The 26946-nt window shown below is 47.1% G+C and carries 29 protein-coding genes; 8 read left to right on the forward strand and 21 right to left on the reverse strand.

Features of this window, described 5'->3' with window-relative positions; genetic code table 11:
- Window positions 1-33: 33 nt before the first annotated feature.
- The 4 genes from DRW41_RS18575 to DRW41_RS18590 all read right to left on the reverse strand — a co-directional run bounded on the left by DRW41_RS18575 (window position 34) and on the right by DRW41_RS18590 (window position 3513).
- The gene (locus tag DRW41_RS18575; protein ID WP_115453530.1) at window positions 34-684 is read right to left on the reverse strand and encodes a phosphatase PAP2 family protein; all 651 of its coding nucleotides are present in this window, start codon (window positions 682-684) and stop codon (window positions 34-36) included.
- A gap of 15 nt (window positions 685-699) precedes the next feature.
- Window positions 700-1434, reverse strand: coding sequence for an EcsC family protein (locus tag DRW41_RS18580; protein WP_115453605.1), 735 nt, complete (start codon window positions 1432-1434; stop codon window positions 700-702).
- 134 nt (window positions 1435-1568) lie between these two features.
- The gene (locus DRW41_RS18585; RefSeq protein WP_115453531.1) at window positions 1569-2780 is read right to left on the reverse strand and encodes an ABC transporter permease; all 1212 of its coding nucleotides are present in this window, start codon (window positions 2778-2780) and stop codon (window positions 1569-1571) included.
- A complete protein-coding gene (locus DRW41_RS18590) occupies window positions 2773-3513 on the reverse strand; it encodes an ABC transporter ATP-binding protein (protein ID WP_115453532.1) in 741 nt (246 codons plus the stop codon). The genes DRW41_RS18585 and DRW41_RS18590 overlap by 8 nt, the downstream gene beginning before the upstream one ends.
- A gap of 610 nt (window positions 3514-4123) precedes the next feature.
- On the opposite strand from DRW41_RS18590, the gene DRW41_RS18595 reads away from it, so the two are divergent.
- Both DRW41_RS18595 and DRW41_RS18600 read left to right on the forward strand, forming a co-directional pair.
- Window positions 4124-4546, forward strand: coding sequence for an HIT family protein (locus DRW41_RS18595; RefSeq protein ID WP_115453533.1), 423 nt, complete (start codon window positions 4124-4126; stop codon window positions 4544-4546).
- Between the two features lie 155 nt (window positions 4547-4701).
- Complete coding sequence (locus DRW41_RS18600; protein ID WP_115453534.1) at window positions 4702-5247, forward strand: tryptophan transporter; 546 nt, start codon at window positions 4702-4704, stop codon at window positions 5245-5247.
- Between the two features lie 88 nt (window positions 5248-5335).
- On the opposite strand, the gene yhzF is transcribed toward DRW41_RS18600, so the two are convergent.
- Window positions 5336-5527 carry a membrane protein YhzF gene (yhzF, locus tag DRW41_RS18605; RefSeq protein WP_115453535.1) on the reverse strand — a complete coding sequence of 64 codons (192 nt, stop codon included), beginning with the start codon at window positions 5525-5527 and terminating at the stop codon, window positions 5336-5338.
- Window positions 5528-5700: 173 nt separating this feature from the next.
- Here yhzF and DRW41_RS18610 point away from each other — a divergent pair, with 173 nt between their 5' ends.
- A complete protein-coding gene (locus DRW41_RS18610; protein WP_181884638.1) occupies window positions 5701-6081 on the forward strand; it encodes a YtxH domain-containing protein in 381 nt (126 codons plus the stop codon).
- 371 nt (window positions 6082-6452) lie between these two features.
- Window positions 6453-7025: an HTH-type transcriptional regulator Hpr gene (locus tag DRW41_RS18615; RefSeq protein WP_115453537.1), complete on the forward strand. Its 573-nt coding sequence runs from the start codon at window positions 6453-6455 to the stop codon at window positions 7023-7025.
- Here DRW41_RS18615 and DRW41_RS18620 read toward each other — a convergent pair whose 3' ends face one another.
- The gene (locus tag DRW41_RS18620) at window positions 7026-7361 is read right to left on the reverse strand and encodes a DUF1878 family protein (RefSeq protein ID WP_115453538.1); all 336 of its coding nucleotides are present in this window, start codon (window positions 7359-7361) and stop codon (window positions 7026-7028) included. It lies immediately after the preceding gene.
- Window positions 7362-7531: 170 nt separating this feature from the next.
- On the opposite strand from DRW41_RS18620, the gene DRW41_RS23475 reads away from it, so the two are divergent.
- The gene (locus DRW41_RS23475; RefSeq protein WP_115453539.1) at window positions 7532-7711 is read left to right on the forward strand and encodes a hypothetical protein; all 180 of its coding nucleotides are present in this window, start codon (window positions 7532-7534) and stop codon (window positions 7709-7711) included.
- 63 nt (window positions 7712-7774) lie between these two features.
- On the opposite strand, the gene DRW41_RS18630 is transcribed toward DRW41_RS23475, so the two are convergent.
- Window positions 7775-7861 (reverse strand): YjcZ family sporulation protein, encoded by an 87-nt coding sequence (locus DRW41_RS18630; protein WP_115453540.1) that lies wholly within the window; start codon window positions 7859-7861, stop codon window positions 7775-7777.
- A 175-nt stretch (window positions 7862-8036) separates the two neighbouring features.
- Here DRW41_RS18630 and DRW41_RS18635 point away from each other — a divergent pair, with 175 nt between their 5' ends.
- Window positions 8037-8960 (forward strand): peptidylprolyl isomerase, encoded by a 924-nt coding sequence (locus DRW41_RS18635; protein ID WP_115453541.1) that lies wholly within the window; start codon window positions 8037-8039, stop codon window positions 8958-8960.
- 120 nt (window positions 8961-9080) lie between these two features.
- On the opposite strand, the gene DRW41_RS18640 is transcribed toward DRW41_RS18635, so the two are convergent.
- The 4 genes from DRW41_RS18640 to DRW41_RS18655 form a co-directional block, all read right to left on the reverse strand.
- Window positions 9081-9257, reverse strand: a complete 177-nt coding sequence (locus DRW41_RS18640) for a sporulation YhaL family protein (protein WP_115453542.1) — start codon at window positions 9255-9257, stop codon at window positions 9081-9083.
- A 226-nt stretch (window positions 9258-9483) separates the two neighbouring features.
- Window positions 9484-10428 (reverse strand): 3'-5' exoribonuclease YhaM, encoded by a 945-nt coding sequence (gene yhaM, locus DRW41_RS18645; protein WP_115453543.1) that lies wholly within the window; start codon window positions 10426-10428, stop codon window positions 9484-9486.
- A 54-nt stretch (window positions 10429-10482) separates the two neighbouring features.
- Window positions 10483-13470, reverse strand: coding sequence for an ATP-binding protein (locus DRW41_RS18650; protein ID WP_115453544.1), 2988 nt, complete (start codon window positions 13468-13470; stop codon window positions 10483-10485).
- Between the two features lie 11 nt (window positions 13471-13481).
- Window positions 13482-14705: a metallophosphoesterase family protein gene (locus DRW41_RS18655; protein WP_115453545.1), complete on the reverse strand. Its 1224-nt coding sequence runs from the start codon at window positions 14703-14705 to the stop codon at window positions 13482-13484.
- Between the two features lie 199 nt (window positions 14706-14904).
- Between DRW41_RS18655 and DRW41_RS18660 the strand changes: the two genes are divergently transcribed.
- Entirely contained in the window at window positions 14905-15090 is a 186-nt protein-coding gene (locus DRW41_RS18660) for a YhzD family protein (RefSeq protein WP_115453546.1), read from the forward strand.
- 92 nt (window positions 15091-15182) lie between these two features.
- Here the strand turns inward: DRW41_RS18660 and DRW41_RS18665 are convergent, their stop codons facing one another.
- The 8 genes from DRW41_RS18665 to DRW41_RS18695 form a co-directional block, all read right to left on the reverse strand.
- Window positions 15183-15971, reverse strand: coding sequence for an enoyl-CoA hydratase (locus DRW41_RS18665; protein ID WP_115453547.1), 789 nt, complete (start codon window positions 15969-15971; stop codon window positions 15183-15185).
- A 141-nt stretch (window positions 15972-16112) separates the two neighbouring features.
- Window positions 16113-17531, reverse strand: coding sequence for a coproporphyrinogen III oxidase (locus tag DRW41_RS18670; protein WP_439330883.1), 1419 nt, complete (start codon window positions 17529-17531; stop codon window positions 16113-16115).
- Window positions 17507-17632: a hypothetical protein gene (locus DRW41_RS23890; RefSeq protein WP_439330884.1), complete on the reverse strand. Its 126-nt coding sequence runs from the start codon at window positions 17630-17632 to the stop codon at window positions 17507-17509. The genes DRW41_RS18670 and DRW41_RS23890 overlap by 25 nt, the downstream gene beginning before the upstream one ends.
- 236 nt (window positions 17633-17868) lie before the next feature.
- Window positions 17869-18738: a Cof-type HAD-IIB family hydrolase gene (locus DRW41_RS18675; RefSeq protein WP_115453548.1), complete on the reverse strand. Its 870-nt coding sequence runs from the start codon at window positions 18736-18738 to the stop codon at window positions 17869-17871.
- A gap of 146 nt (window positions 18739-18884) precedes the next feature.
- A complete protein-coding gene (locus DRW41_RS18680) occupies window positions 18885-19397 on the reverse strand; it encodes a DUF2179 domain-containing protein (protein WP_115453549.1) in 513 nt (170 codons plus the stop codon).
- A gap of 17 nt (window positions 19398-19414) precedes the next feature.
- Window positions 19415-20551 carry a M24 family metallopeptidase gene (locus tag DRW41_RS18685; protein WP_115453550.1) on the reverse strand — a complete coding sequence of 379 codons (1137 nt, stop codon included), beginning with the start codon at window positions 20549-20551 and terminating at the stop codon, window positions 19415-19417.
- Between the two features lie 75 nt (window positions 20552-20626).
- Entirely contained in the window at window positions 20627-22678 is a 2052-nt protein-coding gene (locus DRW41_RS18690; RefSeq protein ID WP_115453551.1) for a CocE/NonD family hydrolase, read from the reverse strand.
- A gap of 109 nt (window positions 22679-22787) precedes the next feature.
- On the reverse strand, window positions 22788-24341 hold the full coding sequence (locus tag DRW41_RS18695) for a BCCT family transporter (protein WP_115453552.1): 1554 nt from the start codon (window positions 24339-24341) through the stop codon (window positions 22788-22790).
- Between the two features lie 190 nt (window positions 24342-24531).
- Between DRW41_RS18695 and DRW41_RS18700 the strand changes: the two genes are divergently transcribed.
- Entirely contained in the window at window positions 24532-25233 is a 702-nt protein-coding gene (locus DRW41_RS18700) for a TetR/AcrR family transcriptional regulator (RefSeq protein ID WP_245959493.1), read from the forward strand.
- A 46-nt stretch (window positions 25234-25279) separates the two neighbouring features.
- On the opposite strand, the gene DRW41_RS18705 is transcribed toward DRW41_RS18700, so the two are convergent.
- Window positions 25280-25636, reverse strand: coding sequence for a YlbF/YmcA family competence regulator (locus tag DRW41_RS18705; protein ID WP_115453553.1), 357 nt, complete (start codon window positions 25634-25636; stop codon window positions 25280-25282).
- A gap of 96 nt (window positions 25637-25732) precedes the next feature.
- A complete protein-coding gene (locus tag DRW41_RS18710) occupies window positions 25733-26869 on the reverse strand; it encodes a DUF445 domain-containing protein (protein ID WP_115453554.1) in 1137 nt (378 codons plus the stop codon).
- Window positions 26870-26946: the final 77 nt, after the last annotated feature.

Here is a 26946-nt window from a genome sequence, read left to right on the forward strand (position 1 = left end):
TCCTCAATGTAAAAAACAGCCGCAGGCTGTTTTTTACTTCCGCTCCCGTTTTGTCTTCAACATAGGAAAGGCATCCCGCAGTTTTTCATAGACAAAAATGAATAACGCTGACCAAAGAAAACCAAAAGCATAGCCTCCAAAAATGTCCGAGGGGTAATGCACATTCAATATAATCCTGCTTGCCCCAATCAAAAGGACAACGGCAGCCGCAACGCCGACTATAACCCTCCGCGCAGCAGGATCTTTGTATTCTGTCAGTAGGAAGAACGCGATCATTATGTACAGGATTGAGCTGACCATCGCATGGCCGCTCGGAAAACTAAGGCTTTTCACTTGAACAAGATGCTCTAGCGAAGGCCGTTCCCTTCCAATCAATACCTTCAAAAACTTGTTCAGCTCATTGCCAAACGCAACTGCCAGGGCGAAAATGCCCATTGCGAAATAATCCCTCCGCTTAAACAAAAACCAAACCAGCATAATCAGCGCCGTTATGCCAACACCTTTTTTATCTCCAAGATGCGTGATTGCGATAAATATTGGGTCAAGGGAATCAGGAACATTACTAAACAGCCCCTTGACAACCCGGTCGATTAGCAGATCCCTCCCCTGTATGACTCCTGGCAGGAGGAGCAAAAGAACAACAGCCGATAACACCATAAAAACCACAATATTTTTCTTCTTCAATAGACAACAATCCCCCTAATAATCAGCCCTCGGGGAAAGGTCTCCCTCCAGCACCCTTAACCTATAAGCATTCATCGCGGTTTCTCCCAAATGGCCAAGCAGCTTGTTGTTGGCAATCGCACCGACTACAGCCCCAATGCCGGGGACGAGCTGAAGCATCTTTGCAAGATCGATATAGTCCCGGTATTCCTGCTGGAACTCGCGCCAGTCCATATCCGCAAGCGTCCTTTTCCTCTCCTCCCAATTCTCAATTGTATCAAGCGTTTCAATCCTCGTTTCATCGCTTGAAAATGCCAACTGGAACACATGGAGGATAAATAGCCTTTCTTCATACTCTTCCGTATTAAAGCCATATACGGAAGCAATTTCAAATAAGAATTTCATTTTTATTGTCAGCAGCAAAGGAAAGTCGGCAAGCCCGAGCAAAATTCCCCCGGCGCCTGTACCAGCCCCTTCAATCATCGCAGTCTTTTGGAAGACATTGATTTTTTTCCTGGCCTCATCATCCATTGCCGCAAGGGGCGGCCTCGGTTCAATCGGTTTTTTTGTTGTTATATTTGATCCGGCCAGCGTCGCCTTGACCATACCCTTGATCCCTTCCGTTAATGCCTGATGCACCTTTTCAGGGATAAGCCCGTTGACTTTTGTTTGTGCCTTTTTTGACAGCCGGTTGAAAAGCCCTGAGCGGACAGATAATTTCCGCTTCCAATCGACAACTTCCCCATATACCTTCAATTCATATTCGTTCAACATGCGGACAACCTCTTTTCTGGCGGGAGTAAACCGTCTTAATCACGTTTTTTTTACTGCAGCTTTTTTACGAAAAAACCCACATTTAGGTTTCAACTAGGTCTTCAAAAAAACCCCTTCCATTTGGAAAGGGATCAGTTTTTCAGTTTCCGTACGCTGTAATACCGGACAAAGACAAAGGTGAACAGCGCTCCAGCGGCTAGTGCACCAAGCGCTGGCGCCAATTCTCCCCTGAAGGCGATTGCCGCAGCAAAAATTACCGACTGGACGGCCATCACGAGGCCGAGCACATGCTGAAACGCCGCTTTTTTCGCGCCATCTGGAACCGGGTAGATCGATTCCCATAAGGAGTTTTCATGATGGGAAGCAAGCGGCATAAGCTGAAACCCGGTTAAATAAAGAAATAGCACAGCAAAAAATACTTGTCCCGGCCAATAGGAGATAAGCGCGATGGCTAGCGCGCCAATAACCACAAGCCTGATGGAAAGGCCTAGGTAATCGCCGGAGCGTATAAAAGTCCGTGAAAGCAGATAAAGGGAGGCATGCTTTCCGCCAAACTGGATTTTCGCGAGCAAAAAGTCGAGCCAGCGGCGCCTTTTCACACTTTCCTTAAGATGCGGGACATCCGTGAACATATTCGCAAGCCTGTAAAATGCCATCATCCGCCGCTCCTCGCCGGCAATTAGAGCTTCCCATTTCAATCCTTTGCCCCTTGCCGCAGAAAGGCAATATCCCAGATAGGCGAACATTATTCCGGCAAACGGCACAAGAATAAAAAGGCCATTCCAGCTAAAAAGAAAATAACTGAAGCCTGCATTTAAAATAAAACGGATAAGCTTGTCGGCGGGTATTTTTGCCGAATCCCCCAAAAATGCAACTTTCCACTCCGCGGTGATGTTCCAGGCCTTCAAAGCCAGGAGAATCAGCAAAATCGGCAAAAAGTTCCCAAACCCAGCTTCTGTCGTCCTCGCAAGCAGAGGCATGAACAAGGCAAGCAGCATTAAAAGCACATATCCCTGCAAGGCGCCGCTAGCAACCGCCGAACGGAGAAAATAGCTCCGAAGCCTGTCCTCAAGCGGTAGAAGGAAAACTTTATCCGGTTCTTTTAAAAAATTGTAGACGGGGCTGAACGTAAGCGCCACGCTAAAAACAAGGCCCATGATGATTTCCGTCGGAAAGCCCGGGTCGACTGTTTTCAGCCAGTTTTGATAATAAAACGCGGCTGTTCCCAAAAGGAAAAATAGGACGATGACAATGTGCCCGTTAAAAATATATTTCAGGTACCGGCTCAATTCCTTCATCGTGTTGCCGGCACGTTCCCTCCACAGCTTATTTTCGTCAAACATGGCTTTCTTCCTTTGTCAGCTGAATATAGATATCATCAAGGGTCGCACCCGGCATGGAGAATTCCCGCCTAAGCTCTTCAAGCGTCCCTTTTGCCCGGATTCTGCCTTCATGAAGGATGACGAATTTGTCGCAATACCGTTCTGCGGTCGCCAAAATGTGCGTCGACATTAGGATGCCCGCGCCGTTTTGCTTCATTTTATCCATCAAATCCAAAAGCGACTGGATGCCCAATGGGTCAAGGCCTACAAACGGCTCATCCACGATATAGAGGGACGGCTGGACAAGGAATGCGCAAAGGATCATTGCCTTTTGCTTCATTCCCTTCGAAAAATGGGCCGGAAACCATTTGAACCTTTTCTCCATCCTGAACTCCTTCAAAAGGAGGGGCATCCGTTCCTTATACTGTTCGAGCTTGAGCCCGTACGCCATCGCTGTCAATTCAAGGTGCTCCTCAAGGGTCAGTTCCTCATATAGGATTGGGGTTTCGGGAATGAAAGTAAATTGCTTGCGGTATTCTTCCTTGTTTTCCGTAAAAGACTTGCCGTTAATCCTGATTTCACCTTTATGAGGCTCCATCAGGCCGATAATATGCTTTATGGTTGTACTTTTGCCGGCTCCGTTCAGGCCGATCAGGCCGACGAGCTCCCCGGCCCCGACCTCGAAAAAAACATCCTTCAGGACAGGATTTTTCGTATAGCCGCCTGTAAGTCCGTCAATTGTTAATAAAGACATAGTAAACGCCCTTCCTTGCTTAATACCATCTATTTTAACAAAAAATCCCCTTCTTGCGAAATTTCGGCCATTTTCTATTTGGCTGGACTGGCAACCGATTCCATCTATATTAGGGTCCAATTTGGGCCAATCTATTGATTGAAGGGGAACTAGCTTACAACCAGATTGAAGAGGGGTGTCTGTTAAAGACAGTTTCGATTCAATATAAGCTGCTTTAAAACGTTCAAACCGAGGGGATGGTTGTCTTGCACAGGCCTTTCGACCAAAAACGGCACCGGACCGCCTGATCCGCAGGCGGCATTTTTAAAAAAATGAGGTGTTTACAAAAGAACATCAAACAGCCTTATATGTTGAAGACAACTTATAAGAGTTTGGAGATGGTCATCTTGGACGAATCCGCTTAAGCCTGTACATTTCATTGCCAAATGAGGTGTTTGTTAAAGAAACTTCCTGATTGGACGAAAAAGAAGAAGATTTCCCCTTCCAAGAGGGCGGGATTCCACGCGGATTCCGCCCTTTTTGATTAACTTGCCCTAAACCGGCCAAAATGGTTTTTCCTACTGCGGTTTTATGCTAAAATACGGGAAAACATTGAAGGGTGTGGTATGGCATGGACAATTGCATTTTCTGCAAAATTATTAAAGGAGACATTCCGTCGTCAAAGGTTTATGAGGATGAACATGTCCTCGCATTCCTTGACATCAGCCAGGTTACAAAGGGGCATACGCTTGTCATTCCAAAAGTACATAAAGAAAATATTTACGAACTTACTCCGGAGATCGCGGCGAACCTTTACAAGGCTGTACCGGCTATCGCAAACGCGCTAAAGGAAGAATATTCGCCAATCGGCTTGAACACGCTGAACAATAATGGCGAAAAAGCTGGGCAATCCGTGTTCCATTTCCATTTACATCTACTTCCACGTTACGGACAGGGCGACGGCTTCGGCGCGGTTTGGAAAACGAATGAAAGTGGCTATACAGGCGACGATTTACAAGCGATGGCAAAGGCAATCGCCTCGCACATTCGCTAACCTTGGCATTTTTGCCTGAATTTTCGAAAAAATTAACCCTTTTACCAAAGGAATTAATGTGCTATAATGACAACAAGTTTTTCGCTGCAGGCGACGAGCGCACTGCAGGAGGAACGAAAACAAATTAGCTTAGCAAAGCAGAGGAGAGATGAGAAATGAATACGAAGAACCTGGTGATCCTGTCCCTATTGATTGGAATCGGGGCAGTGCTCCACGCTGTCATCCCGGGAATCGGGAACGGCATGAAGCCGGATATGATGCTGACGATGACGTTCCTTGGGATTATGCTTTTCCCGGATAAAAAGAACGTCCTGCTGGTCGGGATTGTCACAGGCGTGTTATCTGGTTTGACCACTACGTTCCCTGGCGGTTTGGTCCCGAATATCATTGATAAGTTTGTAACGGCGTTTGTGTTTTACCTGATGTTCATTGCACTTAAGAAATTCAGCCAGACTTTGGTGAAGGCAGGCGCATTGACTGCCGTGGGTACGATCGTTTCCGGATCTGTATTCCTTGGCTCAGCGCAATTCCTCGCTGGCCTTCCAGGTTCGATGACATTTGGGGCGCTGTTCGTCGGCATTGTCATTCCTACGATGGTGCTTAACACGATTATTATTGTGATTGTTTACCCAATTGTCCAATCGATTATGAAACGAAGCGGCTATGCACCCGCAAGCCCTGCGATCCAGGAACAAAAATAAAGATGATACATGCCAAGAACCCGGACGATGAGCCGGGTTCTTTTTTTATAGCCAAAAATCTCCATTGCTGATTTTCCATCCTTCTCCATTATCCCAAAAAAACAATCAGCACTCCGAACAAAAGAAAAATGATTGCCCCGGCAGCCAGGGCAACCGCCCTCGCTTTCAGGATCTGTTTTGGTGGGTACATTCCCGGCCTTTTGTAGAGTCCGATATGATACAGGGCCGCCACCGCAAACATTGCCCCAGCCATAAAGAATAAAAGTGCCGCAGCTTTCATCCTAAAAGCCTCCTTTGGCTTTCTTCAAATAAGCGCCTCCAACGTTGTAGTCGGGCGGTACAAAGGTTTAACATTCTCGTTTTGTGCTATTAAAGATTATGGCTGGATTTGTCATGCTATTCTCAAATTGTGTAAAATATAGGAAAGGCAATTTATTTAGAGAGGTGTATAAAATGGGAGCCAAAAGATTCCTTTATGGATTCCTGCTTGGAAGCGCTGCCGCCGGATTGGCCACGCTGTTCACCGCCCCGCAGTCGGGCCGGGAAACAAGGGAAGCCATTAAAACGAATAAAGACATGTTTATCAGCCAATTAAAGGACTTGAAAGCAAGCATTATGGATGTAAAGGAAGCATCGGCACATGCGACAAAAGAAGGCCGTATCCATGTGTCCCACTTCATCCAGGAAGTGAATACCGCAATCGGAAAATGGAAGGCCGAAACACTGCCTCAGCAAATTGAAATCCAAAAGGAACTGGGTGAAATTGAAGCTGCGATCAGCCAACTGGAAACCGAATTGGCTTCCCACCAGTCTGAAAAAAGCGCCAGTAACTAAGAAAAGCGGAAGCGCCCGTTTAGCGCCGTATGGACTGGAGGGAAGCAACTGCCTGAGTTATTTGCCTGAGATTGCTGCAGAAGCGTTCCTTGTGGGGCTAGACAAACTAAAAAATCCTTCTTCTGCAAATGGCGGAAGAAGGAATTTTTTAAAATATATGCTTTTTACGGAAAAAATTATCAATTTCTAAAAATTTAGTAAATTTATATCTTTATTAATTTTTATTTTATTGGCATAATGATAATATAGAAAATAAGAATGATTGGCTTAGCGCCCCTCTTCCCTTAGTTTCAAATTACAGCTTTAAGAATGCGCCCCAAGGTCTCCGCAGGGGAGCCTCGTAAACAACATTTTTTAAGAGGTGAGAAAGAATGGCTGAAAAACAATATAGCATGAAAGAAGCAATGCTCTTTAGCCAGCGAATTGCCCAGTTAAGCAAGGCTTTATGGAAATCGGTCGAGAAAGATTGGCAGCAATGGATCAAACCCTATGATCTCAATATTAATGAACATCATATTTTATGGATTGCCTATCACCTCAACGGTGCGTCGATTTCCGATGTAGCCAAATTCGGGGTAATGCATGTTTCCACAGCTTTCAATTTCTCCAAGAAACTCGAAGAAAGGGGCTTGCTGCAATTTTCCAAAAGGGAAAATGATAAACGCAATACGTATATCAAATTGACCGAGATGGGTGAATCAATCTTGCTTCAATTAATGGAATCGTATGACCCCGGCAGCAATTCGGTCTTTTCGGGGGCGATGCCTTTAAGGGAGCTTTATGGTAAATTCCCGGACATTATTGAAATGATGGCCATCGTCCGCAATATCTATGGCGATGATTTCATGGAGATTTTTGAAAAATCGTTCAATAATATTGAATGCGAATTCACAGAAGAAGAAGGCAAACTACGCAAAAACGGAAAGTCCAGAGAAGTTGTCTAATTACACGAACTTTTTAAATTCAAGCATTAACGAAAGATACACTTTTTCGTTTATGCACGCATAAACGGCATCCCTGGGATTTAGCTTGGATGTCAATAAAGATGAAAATTCGTTGAAAAGCGGATGAAAATTTAAAAAACCTTCCGCTTTTTGTTCTTCCATCCTTTTGTTCATTTCCTCACACAATGAAAAGAACGATTCTGTTTCCTTTTCCGATAGATTATTTTGAACCACTAGTTTCGTAAATTGATGTTCCGTTCCGCCAAGCGCATCCGCCATCAGCCGGAGATGGTACTCAACTGTCCGAAGTCTCTCCGCAATTTCCCTTACATCCATACCAAACCCTCATTTCCCTACCTGTTCCCCTTCTATTATTCACCTTTTCCCGTTTTGGGTAAACCATAATTTAGCCGGATGCCTTGCTAAAACCCGGAATTTGTAACTTTCCTTTTTAAAAATAATTTGATATTGTAAATTAGCATGACATACGCAAGGGGGGAGTCCTCATGAACTACTTTTTTATTATTTTCGCCTTTTTTATCTTATATTCAGTAAATAGGTTAACAACCTCCCTTTGTATCCAAAAGGAAATACCCGAAGAGAACCAGCAAAGGGTTTTTAGGACCATCAATATACTGGTGACAATCCTGTTGATTTCATCTTATGTAGAAGTACTTTTTTCTTAATTTCTAGTTGGCGGATAAACATAATGGAACATGGGGCTTTGCCCGCCTCCATGTCCCCCTTGTTTATAGCCAGGCAGCCCCTACAATAACCAAAAGTATAAAAAGGACGACGATTAAAGCAAAGCCTGCTCCGAAACCTCCGTGGCCCATAACGGCACCTCCTTTACGGAAAGCTACCATATACTATTCCTCTCCTCTGTTTTTGGACATGGGCGGCTGTCCACATTCCATTCTTTATTTTTGGCCCATCCTTCCTTCCTTTTCACGCAAAGTTATTTTTTCCCCAGATTTTTGGCACTCATGTTCATTTATGATATAGTAATGGATGTGGGTTAAAAACCTGCTGGAAATTTACTTTTTAGGAGAGATACATCATGAAAAATGGATGCTTGCCCTCGTTCTCACTGGCGGGGTTATGACCCTTGGCGCTTGCAATAATACGGATAACGGAAACGGCGGAGAAACTGTTGCCGAAACGAAAGCCGGCAATATTACAAAAGATGATATGTATAATTTAATGAAGGACAAGGCTGGAAAGCCGGCTCTTCAACAGCTTGTATACGAGAAGGTCCTTTCCGATAAGTACAAAGTGACCGATGAAGAAGTCAATAAAAAGATTGATGAATTAAAAAAGGACCTTGGCGCCAATTTCGAAGCCGCCATTGCCCAATACGGCTATAATAGCGAGGAAGACCTGAAGGAAACATTCAGGATCGGCCTGCTCCAGGAAAAAGCAGCCCTGAAAGATGTAAAAGCATCCGAAAAGGAAATGAAAGAATACTACGACAACTACAAACCTGAAATCAAGGCCCGCCATATCCTTGTAAAAGATGAAGCAACCGCGAAGACGGTGAAGGAAAAGCTGGACAAAGGCGAAAAGTTTGAGGATCTGGCTAAGGAATACTCGACTGATCCTGGTTCCGCTGCTGAAGGCGGCGAACTCGGCTGGTTCAGGCCTGGCACGGGTAAAATGGTGGAAGAGTTCGATGCCGCAGCGGCCAAGCTGAAAAAGGGTGAAATCAGCGAACCTGTAAAATCCGAATTTGGCTACCACATCATCCAGGTTACTGACATAAAAGAGAAGAAATCGTACGAAGATATGAAAAAAGAAATCGAATATGAAGTAAAATCGAAGAAAGTAACTCCGGAAATGATCAACGAAGCAATGAAGCGTGAGCTGAAGGATGCCAATGTAAAAATCAAGGATAAAGATCTGAAGGACACCTTCGAAACAAGTTCGCAGCAATAAGTCCTGCAAATTGCCAAATGGACGAGCTATATAATGAAAAAACCTGTGCGGAAACAGCTCTGCACAGGTTTTTGTTTTGCTTTATGGTTAAATAATGACTTTTATGCCCCTCATGTACCGTTATCCTGAAAGTCCCCTTCGCTCTTTTTCAAGTTCCAGGCGCCTCATATAAATTTCGCCCTCTTTCTCAATCGTTTCCAATTCAATCTTGCGCTCTTCTTTGCCGGTTTTAACCGCCATTCCTGCGCTTAGCGCGATGCCGGCGATGATTGCATAAATCCAGAGAGGTATTGTCATGTCTACTGCTCCTTTCCCTGTAATGGTTGTCCGCTACTGTATTCATATTTCAGGCCGAGGCGTAATATTCCCATAGGGCGCGGCAACCGGGCAAAAAACTTGATTACCTATCAATCACGGAGTAAAAGTACGTATACGCTTTGGCTCTGGACGGATCAAGGCTGTGCGGCACCTTTTCTGTATTTGAGCAAATCTTTCCCGACAAAAAAAGCCTGTTTCCAGGCTTTTATTTGTGGAATACAGGCTTATAAAATGAGCGGTTATCAAGAGCGTACACCCGTTCAGAAAACTCGCCAGGCTTCACACGCTCAAGGGCGCCATCGAGCATATTCATTTTTGCATCAAGGTTATCAATATAATGGAGAATCTCTGCTTCTTTTATCATCGGCGGTTTTGGGCTTCCCCATTCCGCTTTGCCGTGGTGGGAAAGGACCATATGCTGTAGAATCAGCACTTCCTCCCCTCCAATGCTCAGCTCTTCCGCTGCTTTCCCGATCTCATTTACCATGATAGTAATATGGCCGAGCAAATTGCCCTCAATTGTATATGCAGCCGAAATCGGCCCTGAAAGCTCGAGCACCTTTCCCATATCATGGAGGATAATGCCCGCATACAGCAAATCCCTGTCGAGGCTCGGATACAGATTCGCTATCGCCTTAGCGAGATCCAGCATGCTAACGACGTGGTAGGCAAGCCCGGAAACAAACTCATGGTGGTTCTTTGTAGCGGCCGGGAATTCCATAAATGCATTTTGATGCTTCTTAAGTAAATGGCGGGTAATCCGCTGGATGTTCGGATTCTTCATTTCAAAAATGTACTGGGTCAGCTTGCCGGCCATCTCTTCCCGGCTCAGCGGCGCCGTTTCCAGAAAGTCATCCAGCTTGACCGCATCATGAGGGCCTGACGGGCGGATTTGCCGGATTTTCAGCTGGTTCTTCCCTCTGTAATTCTGGATTTCCCCGGCTACTTTCACGATGCTTTGCGCGCAGTAATTCCTCTCGTCATCCTCCCCGGCATCCCATAGCTTTGCTTCGATCTCTCCGCTTTTATCCTGCAGGACCAGGGTTAGGAATGGTTTCCCATTGCTGGCAATCCCTTTAACCGAGCTTTTTATAAGCAAAAATTGTTCTACCTGTTCCCCGGTCTCGTGTTCTAGTATTTTTTTCCCCATAGTCATAGTCGCTCCTTCCCGTTATCAACACTATACCATACAGCCAAAGGCCGGTTATCCCTGAATATTCGCATGGCTTCTATCAAGAAGATGGACTTGTCCTTCGCCAAAATGCCCCAATAGATGGGAATGGCAGGTGAAAAACAATACCTGTCGCCCATCCATGCCCTTCAGAAGCTCTATCATTCTCTTAGTCCGCAGTCCATCAAAATTAACAAAGCTGTCATCTATTATAAACGGGAACGAAAACTTCTCATAGATTGTTTCGGCAAGAGCAAGCCTTAATGATACATAAACCTGCTCGGTTGTCGCCTGGCTGAGTTCATTCGCCTCAAATCTTGTATGATCTCTCCGCTCTATTAAAAAACCGGTCCCGGACGGGGCGAGGAACAGCCTCGGGTATTGTCCGCCGGTAAGGAAGGCAAGATATTCCCCCGCTTTTTTCAGCAGCCTTGGAAGATGGTATTCCCTGAACCTGCCGGTCGTCCTTTGCAATAGTTCGCCAGCCACTTTATAGACAGCCCATTCTCTTGCTTCCTCTTCAAATTCCGATTTGGCCAGCCTGAAAGAATGAAGCAGTTCCGAATATGTACCTCCTTCTTCCAGCACCTGAATCTCGTAGCGCACCTCGGCCAGCCGCAGTTGGAGCATTTCGATTTCCCGTTTTGCATTTTCCGCTTTTCCATTCAGCTCATGGAGCAGCTCCGGTGCATTTCGAGTAAGAAGAAGCGCCTCGATCTCTTCTTTTCCGAGGATGGAAAAAGAAAGTTCGGTTCGCAATTCATTAAGCCTTGCCTGCTTTTCTTCCAGCTGCATGGCCTGTTTGGCGGCGGCATGGTAATCTTCTTCGTTATCAGCCCCTGCCAGGGAAAAAAGATCCCGGATGGCCTTTTCATGGATTGAGCGTTCCTTTTCAAGCTTTGCCAAATCAAACTCCATTTCCTCGAGCTTCATCGACTTTTCCTTAAGCAGGATGGCCTTCTTTTTCTCCTCTTCAAGCATTGTCTTGGCGGTATGGGCGATTAGGTTTAGATCATTCCCGACCGTTTCAGGAAAAATGCGGCCGAGTTGTTCAGCCCTCATTTCTACTTCCGATTGGCCCCCCTTCAATGTGAGGATTTTTCCCTGAATTCGTTTCTTTTCAAGTATGGCGGTTTTGCACTCTTCAATAATCTTGAATGCCTCGGCCGGCATATGTTTCCCAATCGAACCGCTAATTTTCAGTTCCCTGCATAGCAAGGCTACCTGTTCACGAAGCAATGCTTCTTCCTTTTCCAAATGGTCAAAACGCGCGAGGACTTTTTCATATTGGGCGGTCTGCTGGGTGAAGCGCGCCATCAGGCCGTTCACCTTCATCCTCTCCTGGTCATCCTTTTCAAGCTGCAATGCCGCTGCTTCCGAGTGCCCCGGCTTCATGGAAAGGAGCTCCTCTTCAAGCTGGTTTGCCTTTGCTTTTTGCCGGACAAGTTCTTCGGAAGGCTTTGCTGGCCCCGAAGAAAAAAGGCTTTTCCCAAAAACCGAGGCTGCGATTCCTGCGAAAATGATTCCTGCCCCTAGCACCATCCATTCATCACCCAGGTATCCGTAAATAGCCAAGGCAAGCGCACCGATTATCATCGCCGCGCCGGTTATACGGGATTTGTTCCGGTAGGCTTCATCCCTTTTCACAGCCTCTTCCAGGAGCGAAATCCTTTCCCTGCATGCATCAAGCTGACTGCGGACAGCGTCCTCGGCACCAGCCCGGGCGAGTTTTTCAAAATGGCTTCTCTTATCTTGTGGCAAAAGCTGCTCCCTTGCACCCTTTAATTCCTTTTCAACTTGTTCAAGCCCGGCCTTTTCTTCCTGAAAATCCGCTTCAAGCTGAACTTTAAGCGCGGCTGTCCTTTTTCTTCGTTCATCCGCTTCTTCAGCCTGCTGCTTCAAATAAATATCCGTATTGATTGACGCAATTTCTTCCTCATCAAGCTCGAGATGCAGTTTTCCTTTTGCAATTGCGATGTATTCTTCAAGCTGGGAAAGCCGCTCTTCAAGCTGGGCGGACTCCCTCCTTGACTGGTCATAGGCTGGAACCAGTGCGGAAAGCGCGCCGGCTTCGGCTTCGTTTTCCAAAATTCCTTTATGAAGGACGATGGAATCAACCTCTTTTTGGAGCAGTTCCTTTCGCTCTCTAATCCCTTCGATTTGCAAGGTGTATGGAATTAGCATTTGTTTGGATGCTTCGAGCCTTTCGATGCCCCGCGCCGGGAATTTCACTTCCTCTGTCCGGCCAAGCTCATCGGCCAGCGCCGCCTCCTCGCGGGCAATTCCTTCGATTCGTTCCCATTCCCTCAGTTTTTCTGCTTCCCGGACAAGAACTGGAATCTCTTCAGTATAAGATCTTATGCCCTCCAGGATTGTATCACGTTCCTTAATAAGCTCCCCGTACCTGGCATTTTTCTCTGAGGCTTTCCCAAGTTCCGTTTCGAGTGCCCGAAGGTTTGCCATCCTGGCGTTCAAGGCCGGTTTTTTTCCGGAAGGCTTGAACCGGGCTTCGAGTTCCTTCTGCAACTCAATTTCCGCCTTGGCCAGCCTGTCCGTCCCAAGCGTTCCGGCGGAAAATAAAAACCTGCCGATATCTTCATTTTTCATTTGATGGATATTTTGCAGTCCGTGGAGGTTGAAAGAAAAAACAGCCTGGAACATGTTTTTATCAAAATTCCCGAGCAGGGGTTTTAAAAGTTCTTCCCCTCCGGAGGTTCCATCCTCGAGAAGGACGGTGACATCCCCGGCCGCCTTCCCTTTGACCCTTTCAATTACCACGAGTCCATAATCGGGGTGGCTTAATGAAAGCTTCCCGCCATACCTTCCCCCTCCCTTCGGTTCATAGCGGAGCTCCTGCTGCTGCTTCGTTGGAAAGCCGAACAGGATGCCATGGATGAAAGCCATGATAGTCGATTTTCCCGCCTCATTTTCACCATAGAACACCTGGAAATCCCCTAGGCCGGAAATCGTCCTGTTTTCAAGCTTGCCGTATCCATATATGTGCAGTTCTTCAATTTTCATCGCCAGCCCCCCTATCCTTTTTCCCTAAGGAGATGCACAAGCATGTGCTCCGCCTCTGCGAGGATGCGGTTACCCTCATCTTTTTCAATCCGGGAAAGGTACTTTCTTCCTGGAAGCCTTCCATAGAGGGGTTCGAGCACATCGTTTATATCGTCAAACTTCCCGGCCAACTGAAAGAGTTCATTGTAAAAATCGGATTCCGCCGCGAGCTCTTCCCTTTTCCAGGAAGCTTCCTCCTCAATCGCAACCCGATGGGTCCAGACGAATGAGCTTTCCCCCTCCTCGCCATCCTGGATAAGCTCGGCAAGGCTGCCGTGCAGGCTATCCCATTCACTTCCATCTTCAAGGTTTACATCCTTCAATGTGATCGACAGCAAGACCCCGGTTCCGTTATTTCTCAGCCTTTCCTTCCAATCAAGGCAACGCCGCAGGATCGAATCAAAATCCCGGGCTCCCTTGGCGCTGATTTCAGCTTCTTTCCAAATCACATCAAATGCTTCAATGAAATCAAGTTGGGCTCCGTTCTCTCCTAGCTGGACAAGATAACAGCCCTTTTCGCCCGTTTCCTTCCGGTTTCTGCCCTGAATGTTGCCTGGATAAATGATAGGCGGGTTCTCCGAAAGGACTGCCCGTTTATGGATGTGGCCGAGCGCCCAGTAGTCGAATTGCTTATCGGCCAGCTCTCCGACCGTAAATGGGCAATAGTTGCCATGCTCCGAACTGGATCCGTCGTTACCGTGGAGGATTCCTATATGGAAGTCCCCTCCGATTCTTTTTTCATACGTATGTATTCTTTTTTCCGTGACGTGCCTTGATGGGTAGCTGAACCCGTAAATCCAAACCTCCGCCCCCGATTTCGCCCTATGGCGGACAGCCCCTGTTTCGGTCCCAAAAATATGGACATTGTCCGGCATAGCGATTTTCACCCAAGTCCCTTGTAAGTGGTCATGATTTCCATGAATCGCATAGACAGCGATGTTTTTTTCCAATAACCGCTCCATTTCCGTCCTGAACCTTGATTGTGCCTTAAGGCTCCTGTCGTCCCCGTCATACAGATCACCCGCGAGGATGACAAAATCGACGTCATTCGAGATGGCTGCATCGACGATTTTCCTCAACGCGGCAAATGTGCTTTCACGCAGCCTCTTCAGGATGGGCTGCGGCAACTCCCTCAATCCGGCCATTGGGCTATCCAGATGAAGGTCGGCTGCATGGATGAAACTCACCTTTTTCATAAAAACACCAATCCTTTCATGGCCTCCCTTTATTCGGGCTTCTTTGACGATTTTCTTCCTTCTATTCTATCATCTTAAAAATACGAATGCACGTTCTGTTTCAGCGGTTAAGGCGGCATCTGCGCTTTGGGCGGATTCTTTGCGGAATTTTTTGGGATATGTAAAAATGGAGCTAATTGAATGATCAGGGGGAATCAGCGTGAAAACCTATAAATTGACTGTGTTTGAGAGGGACGGGGAAAAGCTCCTCGACGAATCATTCCAAGCGGAAAACGATGATGCCGCCAAGGAAATTGGCCGGAAAACATTGGAGGAAAAGGAGCTCAATAAAAAGGCCCATCGCTGTACGTCCCCGGCCGGCAAGCTGCTCCTTTTCCATTCATGACAATCCAACTAATGCTAAAAAGGGAAGCCGGATGGCCGGCTTCTTTTTTCACGTGTGGCTTCATATATTGAAATGCCCAAAAGCGGGGAATCCTACCTCCCAATAAAAACCGGTTTTCTTTTTTCGACGAAAGCCCGTATTCCTTCCTTATGGTCCTCGGTTTCCCTCATTTTCCGTTGGGCGTATTTTTCGAGCTCGAGCACTTTCAATAGGTGGGGCCGATTTACCTCGGCAAAAATTTTCTTTGTTTTAATCATCGCCTGGATGGGCTGCCGCAAATACCCGTCGATCCTGTCTTTTAAAGCTGTCTCCAAATCAGCGGCCACCTCATGGATGAGCCCCAGCTTGAACGCCTCTTCCGCAGGCATCGTCTTTCCTTCCCAGATCAATTGCTTCGCTTTCCTTTCCCCGATACTTTTTGATAGGAAAAAATGGGCTCCGCCGTCGGGAATCAATCCGATGCCAATGAAATTCATGGCTATCCTCGCCGTATCACTCGCCAGGATATGGTCCGTTGCCAGCGCGATGCTGAAGCCAAGGCCTACAGCAGGTCCGGAGATGGCGCTGATTGTTATCTTTGGAAGGCTGTGCAGGGTAATTACGAGTTCATTGATGCAATCCATAATGGAGAGGAATTCATATTCGTCTTCAAGGGAGAGCATCGCTTTAATGTCCCCTCCAGAGGAAAATGCCTTATCCGTTCCGGACAGGACAACGATGTCAATCTCATCGGAAACACTGATTTTCTTCAACCTCGAGACAAGACCTTTGATCATCTCCTTATCCAGTGCGTTTAAAGCATCAGGCCTGTTCATTTTGACAGTTGCGACACGCCCAACAACATGGACATCAACTTTTTCAGTAACAAAATTGAATGGCAACTTCAACGCCTCCTTCATAATCCCTTACTTCCATTATAGAGATTGTTCATACTTATAGGTATAATTTTCCTGTGGATTATAAAAGAAAAATCCGGCTTTATGGAGCCGCTCCCCCTGCAAGGGAACAAAACGAGCCCTGCATCAACGCGATGCGGGCTCTTTCTTTTCAGAATATAATTCTTCAAGGATTTTCAGTTTTTCGTTTGTATAATGCTCAAAGCTGTCATTATACGATTTCGGGTCCTTCGGATTGGCAAAGTGGGTAATCGCCCCTGTTTCCGGGTGTACGAATTTACTTGACGCGCCGCACCCAAGCCCGATAATCGACTGCATTTCTTCCATAATGATGATATTATAGATGCTTTCCTGGCCGGGAACCGAATAGCCCACGTTTTCCAGATTGCCGAGAATGTTCTTTTGCCTGTACAAATAATATGGCTCGTAGCCATGTTCCTTTGTCCATTCCTCGGCAAGGTCCATCATCCGTTCAACTTCATCCCGATCCGCTACTTTGTACCGGTTGCGGTTCTTTGTCATTTCCGAAGCACGTTTAAAGGACAGGGTATGGACGGTCAGCGATTCAGGCATTAGTTTTTCGGTTTCGTTAAGCGTGTGTGTAAACTCTTTCGTTCCTTCACCCGGAAGGCCAATGATCAAGTCCATGTTGATGTTGTCCATCCCCATTTCCCTGGCCAGCTTGAACTTCACAACCGTTTCCTCAACCGTATGGTGGCGGCCAATCGCTTTGAGCGTTTCCTGGATATATGACTGGGGATTGACGCTGATCCGATGGATGTCCCACTTTTTCAAAACATCAAGCTTCTCGGGGGTTATCGTATCCGGACGCCCCGCTTCGACCGTAATTTCCCTGATTTCACTTGCATCCGGGAATGAGGCGTACATTTCTTCATAAAGCATATCCATCTCTTCAGCCGTGATGCTCGTCGGAGTCCCGCCGCCGTAATAGACGGTCGTAATTCGGATCCCTTTTTCCTTCAGCCAGGCGCCGATTGCCCTCATCTCATGGTGAAGCCCGCCAAGGAAGGAATCCACCGAGCCTTGCCGGCCGTTGATCGCATACGCCGGGAATGTGCAGTAGGCGCATTTTGTCGGGCAAAACGGGATGCCGATATAGATGCTGACTTCTTTTTTCAAATCATACAAATCCGGAACAGCGGCAAGCTGGCGGTCAACAATCTTCTGCATGAGCCCTGCCTTTTCCGGGGTGATCAAATACTCATCAGCCAGTTCCTTGTGGGCAACCTCAGGTCTTGTTCCGGCTCTCAATTTGCTATGAAGCAGTTTAGTCGGCCGGACCCCGGTCAGGATTCCCCACTTCTGTATGATGCCCGTCATCTCCTGAAGCAATTTCAGGTAAACCTGGGACACGGCATTTTTCACTGCCTTGAATTGTTCCTTTTCCGAAAGGGATGGGTCGACCTCGCCATTGTGCGCCTTATTGACAGGGGCGTCTCCCTCCTTTTCCAAAATACCGGAAACATAGAGGGCCGCGCCATTTTGTTTAATCGTGAATTTTATGGAGAAATCGGCTTCTTCCATTCATTTAAATGAATTTCGGTTTCCTCGAAAAACAGGTTGGCAATAAGTTGCAGCGGCCGTTCCAACCGTTCATCCGACAGGCCGGTAATTGAAATTCGCACATTTATCCACCTTTACATTTTTGCTTACTCTAGTGTACAGAATTGGGTAACCAAGGTCAATATAATGGAAAATCTGCCAATTGGCGATGTTGCTTCGCTAGACTCATTAAAATGGAGTCTTCTTCGCAATATTCAGGCACTGGCTCCTTTGGCTTCAGTCAACATGCCCTAGCCCTATTCCTAGACAATAGCGAAAGGCGGCAAAAGCAGTCCTCACCGCATTTGCCGCCCTTTTATTATTTTTTTAGAATGTTCATTTTCTGCAAAAAGGCGATTGGATGCTGCCTTCTGAAATGCTCCCTTACCATATATGCGACGCCATGCTCGTTTTCTGTTCGGGTTACCCAGTCAGCCGCGCGTTTGACTTCGTACGGGGCATTTCCCATTGCTACCCCAAGCCCCGCGGCCTGGATATATGGAATGTCGTCCGCGCCGTCCCCAATAGCCACTACTTCCTTCAGGCTGATTCCAAGACGGTCACAAATGTAAATCAAGCCCGACAGTTTGGAGACGCCAGCCGGTACAATATCAAGCTTGCCCGGGGCGCTGCATGCCGCTTCTACCTCGTTAAACATGGATTCCACTGCTTTCCGCGCATCTTTTAGATCCTGTTCGGATTCGAAATAAGCTTCAATTTTGGGTGGGGCGACAGGCGTGTCGACCAATGATTCGCTTAACTCGGAAACAAATTGGTGCGAATACGCAAGCGGGTCTCCGGAAGTAAAAATCGCTTTGGCCAGGAGATTATTATTCAATTGAAGCTTGTTCGCGAGCGAAAATTTCTCGTGGACAAGCCGGATTTGGCATTGAAAGCTTTCAAGCAACCGGACAATCTCATATGTTACGTCCTCGCTGATTCTTTTTACGAATTCAGGTTTGTCATAGGCGGTGGATATATAAGCTCCGTGATGGGAGGCGAATAGCCCTTTTAGCTTCAGGGTGCGAGCGGCCTTTTTCGCGGAAGCGTAGTTACGTGAAGTTAGGAGGGTGATATAGACCCCTTTATCCTGGGCGTAACGGATTGCTTCCTTTGTGGTCTTATGAAGTTTCCCGCTGCTTTCGAGAAGCGTGCCGTCGATATTTAGAGCAAGCATTCGGTAAATCATGGTGGTGCCCCCTGTCCTCATGGAATCATCCTTATTTCACTTGTATGAAACAAAGGTTTTTTATAGAACAGGCATGCGGAAAAATATTCATAAACGAAAGCGCCAGCCCTTATGGGACTAGCGCCCAATGATATTCCGCAATACAGTTAACGGAGCCTCCCGAGCATGAACCCTCCATTAAAGTGGGTAGGTTCGTATGAAATCATGAAGGCTTTTGGGTAAAACGAGAGAATTAGTTTTTTTAACTTTTGCTCGTTCTTCCGCTTTGCGAGCACCTTCATTACCAGGCGTTTACCATCCTTCCCGTCAGCCACCCAAGAAGTGACGCCATACCCTTTCTCCCGAATTTTTGTGGGGACCGTTAAGTCGGACGAATCCACAATCACTTCCATGACAACATATCCGAGTGCCAGATAACCTTCAATCTTACTGCCTATAAATACCCCTAGGCCCCAGCCAAAGCAATAAGCCGCGATATTCAGGGGCTCATCGAGGTTATCAAGGACAATCGTTAAACCCATCAAGTAAATAAAAACCTCGCCCATTGATATGATGGACGCCAGTAACCTATATCCTTTGATGACAATCATCATCCTTAATGTAAATAAGGAAACATACAAAATATTAATTCCGATAATGGTGAGAATAATAGACGGCATAGTGTTCACCCCGATTGTTAGTAAAAACGCAAATGTTCGATTTCCCTTGGGTGCCTGGTAATTGAATAGCTGCCCTTTTTTGTTAGTATGACAGTGTCTGAATGCCTGTATCCCCCAAGGCCCGGAACGTAAATACCCGGTTCAATCGTGTAGACCATGCCCTCTTCAAGGATGAGGCCATTATCAAATCGCAAGTAAGGTTCTTCGTGCTCCGACAATCCCAATCCGTGGCCGGCGCGATGATTTACATATTCCCCATAACCGGCCTTATCAAAAATCCGGTACGTCGCGATATCCACTTCCTTCGCCGCAATCCCGGGCCGGATCATCTCCATTCCCACTCGCTGGGCTTCAATCGCGAGCTTTAGCAAATCCATTTGCTTTTCAGAAGGCTTCCCAACAAAAAAAGTTCGTTCATTTTCCGCCCTGTAACCATTGAACCATACCTGGCGGCTGTGAATGACAACATCGCCATCCTCGAATCTCCTTGTATTCGAATAAAGATGCGGCATGGCACTCCGCTCAATTCCGGAGCATGTCCAATCCTCATACCCAATCAACTCTCCGGGGTAATCCCTTGTCGCAATTTCAAGCAAGTACGAATCTCCAGCCGAATCGAATTCAAGCTCGCTAATACCAACCCGGGCGTGCTCCATCGACCTTCCGATTGCGTAATCCGAAAGTTGGCCGGCAATTTTAAGAAACTCAATTTCATCGGCGTCTTTTATCGCCCGCATCGCGGTAATCTTTTGGCCGACATCCACCAGGGCAAAGCCGAATTCCTTCAAAAAAATATAGACAGAGGCTGGAAGGCTTGCAATTTCAATCCCGATCCTGGTCCCCCCGGGATATCTCTTTAATAACTTTGTTAAATGACCGAGATAGGAAATTTCCAAATCCTTTAGAGCAATCTGTTCATGGTACACATGGATTTTGTCCACATTCGCTTTTTCCGCCGCATGAAGTTCTTCAAGCCCCGGGATGATTAATTCGGTTTTTTCCTGGCCAATCGCTGTTACAATCGGCCGTGAATAGCTGATTGCCCGAAATCCGCATAAATAGTACTGATTATCCGGTTCCCAGATGAGACTTAGGCTGATTCCCTCTTCCTCCATATATGCCCTCAATCTTTTGACTCTTAAATCCAGCCTCATTAAAACTCCTCCGCCATTGAAACTACCGGTAATCAAAACCGGCAGTCCATAGTTCTATAACACAATACGGCCTTCTTAAACCAAATCACGCGGAATCGCGGTTTTCCAAGTCTTAGTAAACACCTGCTCCTTGCCTTCAAAGGCTGTAAGCTCGTTCATTAGATAAAAGTGCCCCTCATCCGCGGACATGACGCTTACACTCTTAAGGCTTGTCTGCCAATCTCCGCGGCCGACGTCAAGTGTCCATTCACAGCGTACTTCCGCGGAAAGCGGATCGTTTTCTTTTATTGTATAAATGTTCCGGTTCGTGCTCCCATATTCAAGTCCGTTATGCGGCAGGCGGCGAGCACCCTCATCGGAATAGTCGTCGAGAACCCAGACGCCGTTGATCAAATCATTATGGACTTTCCGGCTCCTGCTTTCAACCCTTAAAATTTCCCGTTCCGCGACCGCGGCGGTTTCAGGCGGCCCGAATTCTGGAAGCGACCCATCAAGTTCGCACGGCCGCCTTACCGGCAGAACTAGTTTCGTATTTTCTCCAGGAAATACAGTCAAAGTGGCAGGCTCTGGTGAAGGCCATGCGTGCGGCCAATAGGTTGGCGATAAAGCTATACGCCAGCGGTGCCCTACGGGGAGAACATGGCCGATCGCGTTTAGGCGCACCTTTACCTTATACCTTTCTCCCGGTACAAGAGCGGACGGAAATTCATGGCTTTCTCTGTGGGTTAAATTAAGCATCCCCCAGCTAACCAAGGTAGATTCGCCCGTCGGGGATACATCACACAGCCTTACCGCGAGCAGCGCATAAGGCTTATCTGAAGAAAGCTCCACCTCAACTTCTGGAAAACCGAGGATCTCCATCGGCTCTTTTAGTGGTTCCGAACTAAAACAACTTGACAACCCGTCTTCAAGCCTCTGGTCGGAAGCAAGGTCTCCAGGCTGGCCAAACGGACACCAGACGCCTGCATAGAGGCCGTGCTGCTGAACGCTTGAAACAATAGCTTCTTGAGCTTTTTCCGGGACGGATGCACTCAAGCCGTCTCCTGCAAGCCAGAATTCACTTGGCTTGCTGTTTTCCGATGGCCAGGAATCTTCCGCCACCCAGCGGCCGGGGCGTTCGTCATAATCAACCTGCGGCAGAACGCTCTCCTGCATCCAGGCTCTTAGCATAGGTTCCTCCATAATGCCGGTGTTAATCCCTTTCAGCCAGTGGTCCCACCAGCGGATACATTCCTGCAGAAAGCCGATGGCGGGGCCAGGCACCGCGACTTCCGGATATTCATGCGCCCAAGGGCCAATCAAGCCCTTCCTTGGGCCGGGAAGCCCTTCAAGGAGCCTGAAAATCGCATTCGTATACCCATCGGCCCAGCCGCCGACAGCGAATACCGGGATAGTAATATCAGAATAATCCTCACAGACGGAGCCATGCTTCCAATAAGCGTCCCGGCGTTGATGAAGCATCCATTCCTCGACAAATGGAGGGGTTTTTTCAAGCCGTTCAAGCCAGGACTCGCGCCATGCTTCACCGACAATCGCCGGATCCGCCGGACGCCCATTGTAGACAAGCATCGTCGAAGCCCACCAAAGCATATCCGAGGCGAGCACAGCACCGCCCATATAGTGGACATCATCCGCATAGCGGTCATCCGTGGAACAAAGGGTGATGATCGCCTTGAGTGATGGATGGCGCCTTGCCGCGACCTGGAGGCCATTGAAACCTCCCCATGACTTGCCGATCATGCCAACAGAGCCTGTGGACCATGGCTGTTCGGCAATCCAGCTTAGGACCTCAAGGGCGTCATCCTGCTCTTGGGGCAAATATTCGTCATACAGAATGCCATCAGAATCACCGGAACCACGCATATCCACACGGATGCTCGCATAGCCATGGCCGGCGAAGTACGGGTGGCGGATGGAATCCCTTAACGCCGTAAAGTCATTCTTCCGATATGGGATGTATTCAAGTATCGCCGGCACAGGATTTTGCTCCGCATCCTCCGGCAGCCAGATACGCGCTGAAAGGCGCGTCCCATCGGACATCGAAATCCAAACATGTTCGATTTCGCGGATGTTCCGCGGAAAATCTGTTTTGATTGATAATTGTGAATCGCGTACGTTAAAAACCATTTGTTCCCCTCCAAATATTTCAATAGTATGTAGCTTGTCGGTCACATGAAAGGGGGCACGGCGGACATTGACTGCCCTCCGCGCCCTTTTCTAGAAATGTCCCTGCTGATTAACAGGCTTTATCCTGCTTTTTTTCGAGATTAATATCTTCCCCGCTGGAAGTCGGTGTCCCGTAATCCTGCTTGAGCCATTTTAAAAGTGATACTGTTAGCAGCAGATAAATAAGGATAACCGGTACCGAGACGATGACGGAGGATGTTTGAATGACCTTCAAGCCCCCGATCATCAGCAAAGCAACCGCCATGACAGCGAGGATTCCACCCCAAAGCAGGCGATGCCAGCGCGCGGGTTCCTGCTGGCCGACCAATTCCTTAGTGGCGATCGCCGACAAAATATAGGTTGCCGAGTCGAGAGATGTAGCAAGAAAAATAAATCCTAAAACAACGAAAAAGATTATGACGAGCTTGCTGAGCGGGAGTGTTTTCAGCACCTCGACTATTGCCGCAGGCCCGCCCTTGTCCTCAAGGATTTGAGAGATAGGAAGGATGTCATTCAGCTGGAGATGCATCGCATATCCGCCAAATACTGCGAAATACAGCCAGCTTCCCAGCGATCCCCAAAGCAGGACATAGCTGATTAGTTCCCTTATCGTCCTGCCTTTTGAAATACGAGCTACAAATAGGCCCATGAATGGCGCAGTGGCGGCAAACCATGCCCAGTAAAAGACTGTCCACGCCTGCGGAAATCCTCCTTTTGAAATGGGATCCGTGTAAAAGCTCATTTTGACAATATTCTGGAGCATCATACCGAAGCTGTTTGTAAAGTAAGAGAGAATGAATAATGTGGGGCCCGCTAATAAAACGAAAATCGCAAGCGCCAAGGCGAGATAAACGTTGATGTCGCTCAGTTTCCTGATTCCTTTATAAAGTCCCATATAAGCACTTGAGCAGTAAATGACTGTCCAAATCGCAATGATGATAACACTTAGCATAAGTGATTGCTTAAGTCCAAGGATTTCTCCAATTACAGCGGAAATCATCGGGACCCCAAGCCCAAGGGATGTACCAAGCCCACCGACCAGGCTCCAGATGACCAGGATGTCGATGACTTTTCCTGCCCATCCATCGGCATGCTTTCCTAAAACCCCACGGCAAGCAGTGCTGATTTTCAAAGAGGCATGCTTTTTCACAAAAAAAGAATAGGCAATCGTGACGGTCGGCAGGGCATAAAGCGACCAGGCGGAAATGCCCCAATGGAACATCCCGTATGCAACAGCCCATTCCGCCGCTTCGGCCGAATTCGGCTTAATTCCAAATGGAGGACCCGTATAATAGTAGATTGGTTCCATAATGGACCAGAACATGATGCTTGTCCCCATGCCTGCGCAAAAAAGCATCGATCCCCAACTGAAGTTGGAAAACTCAGGTTTTCCTTCCCCGAGCTTGACGTTTCCATATTTTCCAAAAATCAACCAGACAAGCAGTACAAACAGCCCGGCAGTTAATAATTGAAACGCCCAGTCGAGTTTAAATGTAATTGACGTCATTAAATTATTCAGGACCGGCTCGGCTGATTCCCTGTTTAAAACGAGCAAGAGTGTTGCGGCGACGATAACGATTAATGATGACCAAAATACAATCGGATCAATTTTTACCTTCCCCATTTGTTTCACCTCTTTTTAGTTTTAAATTTCCAACAAAATAATTTCCAAATGCCTCCATCCATGATAAGATTGATTAGAAAATAATCATGATTACTTTTTAGAGTACGATTATATTAACACATAAATTTAAAAGAATACAAATATTCTAAAAACGGTTTATACTATTTTCATAAATACTAGGAGGTTTGGCGTGGATAAGAAGAAAATCCAAATGAGCCGGATGTGGAAATATTTCGTAGAGGCGACAGCAGAGATTATTGAAGAAGAAGGCATAGATAAAGTAACAATCAGGAAGGTCGCCGACAAGGCCGGCTACAACAGCGCGACCATTTATAATTATTTTTCGGAAATCTCGCATTTAATCTTTTTCGCGTCCATGAAATTCCTTAAGCCGTATACCGACGAGGTTCCTCTCTATATGGAGAAAGGGGCCAATCCGCTTGAAAAGTACTTGCTGGCGTGGGAATGCTTTTGCAAGCACTCTTTCCGGAACCCGCAAATTTTCCATGCCGTTTTCATTATGGACCTTGGCGGCCAACCGGAGAAATTGCTTCAGCGGTATTATGAACTTTATCCAAATGAATTGATTAAAATCCCGGAAGATTTGAAACCGATCCTGTTTGAACGGAATATGAGCAAGAGGGGAAGATCGTATCTGGAAGCAGCGCTCAGGGAAGGGTACATACAGGATGAGAACGTCGATGCAATCAATGAAATGACGATTCTCGTCTGGCAGGGGATGCTCACAAATACCCTTAACAATCGGCGGGACTACGAGCCTGATGAAGCGATGCGAATTACAATGAACTATCTTTCCGAAATTGTCAGGAATGAACGGGTTTTCGACTTCAAGGGCAATAAATACAGCTTGGCTGAAAACAGGCAGCCTTAAAAAAGAAAAACATCCCGGCAAACATTGTTTGCCGGGATGGTCTTGTTTATCTGCCAGTTGGATTTCCGTACAATTCTTCAAGCGGCTTCATAATGAGTTGGTTCAACTCGCCAATGACCATCCCCATCCTTTGTTCCGCTTCCATCAGTTTGGAAATGGTGGGATGCTGCTGGACAAGGGCAACCGATTTTTGCGCCTGGTCAACTTCTTCATGGCTGATTTCCTGGCCCATCATCTGCTTTTGCTGAAGGTTCATTTGGATATTCCGGAAGTTTTCGAACATCCTCCGTGCCGAGTCATCGGCATTCACCGCATCATACACCTGCTTTAGCCTTCTGAATTCATCGCTCTGCCTGATCGCTTTTTCAAGTTCATAGGCCGCATCATATAAATTTACTGCCATGGTAACACTCCCTTATTCAATGTGGCATTCCTGTCCACTATACCAAACAGGGCGCGTGAAGGAAATGCCCCGCGAAATACGCCATAACGGTATATCCTATGAAAACAGGATCGCGAATATTCCCTGAAAAACTCCAATCAGTCCGCCGAGAAGCGCGCCAAGATACGTAATCATCTTTAGTTCGCTCTTTGTGATGCCCAGGATCATATCTTCTACCCGCTGGAGTGAAAAGGTTTCCACCTGGGCACGGACAAGCTCCTGTAAATGCAGCTTTTCCATCATCATTTCAATTCTTGAAGTCAGCCAGTCCCCGAGCATAATAACGAGATGAGGCGCCGTCCTTTCAAGGATCGTCTCTTTGTACGAAGCGAGTAGCTGGGAAGCCGGAGCCGACAATAGCTGCTCCGTCCCGGCAAGATTGATCGCATAGCCTTGTAGGGCTGAGACGATTTTTTCCCTGCCGGCCATCGCTTCCAGTTCGGCCGCATCACGCGCAAGAAGTTTTTCCAACTCCTTTTTGAGGATGCTCGTAATCAGGAGATGGGCCCCGTCACTTTTGAAAAACTTGATGATTTCAGGCTGGATTTTATCAGCGATGCTTACATTGCCAAGGACCATCTGAATCATATTGCCTATCATTCCCTTATCCTTGAAAAACTCATCAAACATCGCCTGGATCCGCACCTTGCCCTCATAGCTGGAGAAATAATCCTCCCCTTTTCCAAGGATATAGGCGGTGATCTCCGGAATCTTCCGCTCCGCGCCTTCCAGGAGAGGCTGCGGCAGGATGGCCGCAATCGGCTGGCCGCGGTATTTCCCCATCGCTTTTTCATAAACCCCTTCGACAAACCGCCCGATCCGTTTTTCAATCCGTTCCGTCCCGTCCTTGATTCCCGCCTTTTCAAGCAGGCCATTTATTGTCATATCGGATTCCATAAGCGTCCGGAGTTCCTTTTTGACGAGCTCTGTTATATCCCTCTGAAAATCTTTATCCATGAATTTCGAGCGGATGCTTTCCGGGGTGACCAAATGCTCGACGACCATCCTGCCCATCTGCCGGGCAAGTTCATCCCGCCTTTTCGGAATCAGGCCGGGGGTGAATGGGACCCGCCATTTGCCAATATAAACCGCATTATACGGGCGGAATAACATTTTAATCGCCAAGTGATTCGTAAACCCGCCGATAAGGGCGCCAATCACTACCATAAACAAGATTGTTATAAATATATTCATGATGGATCAACCTTTCCGAAAAATAACACGAACATTTTGTTTGTCCTATACATACGATACTATAACAGTTTTTGCCC

Origin of the sequence: Neobacillus piezotolerans, from assembly GCF_003362805.1 — a bacterium.
Classification (GTDB): Bacteria; Bacillota; Bacilli; order Bacillales; family Cytobacillaceae; genus Bacillus_D; species Bacillus_D piezotolerans.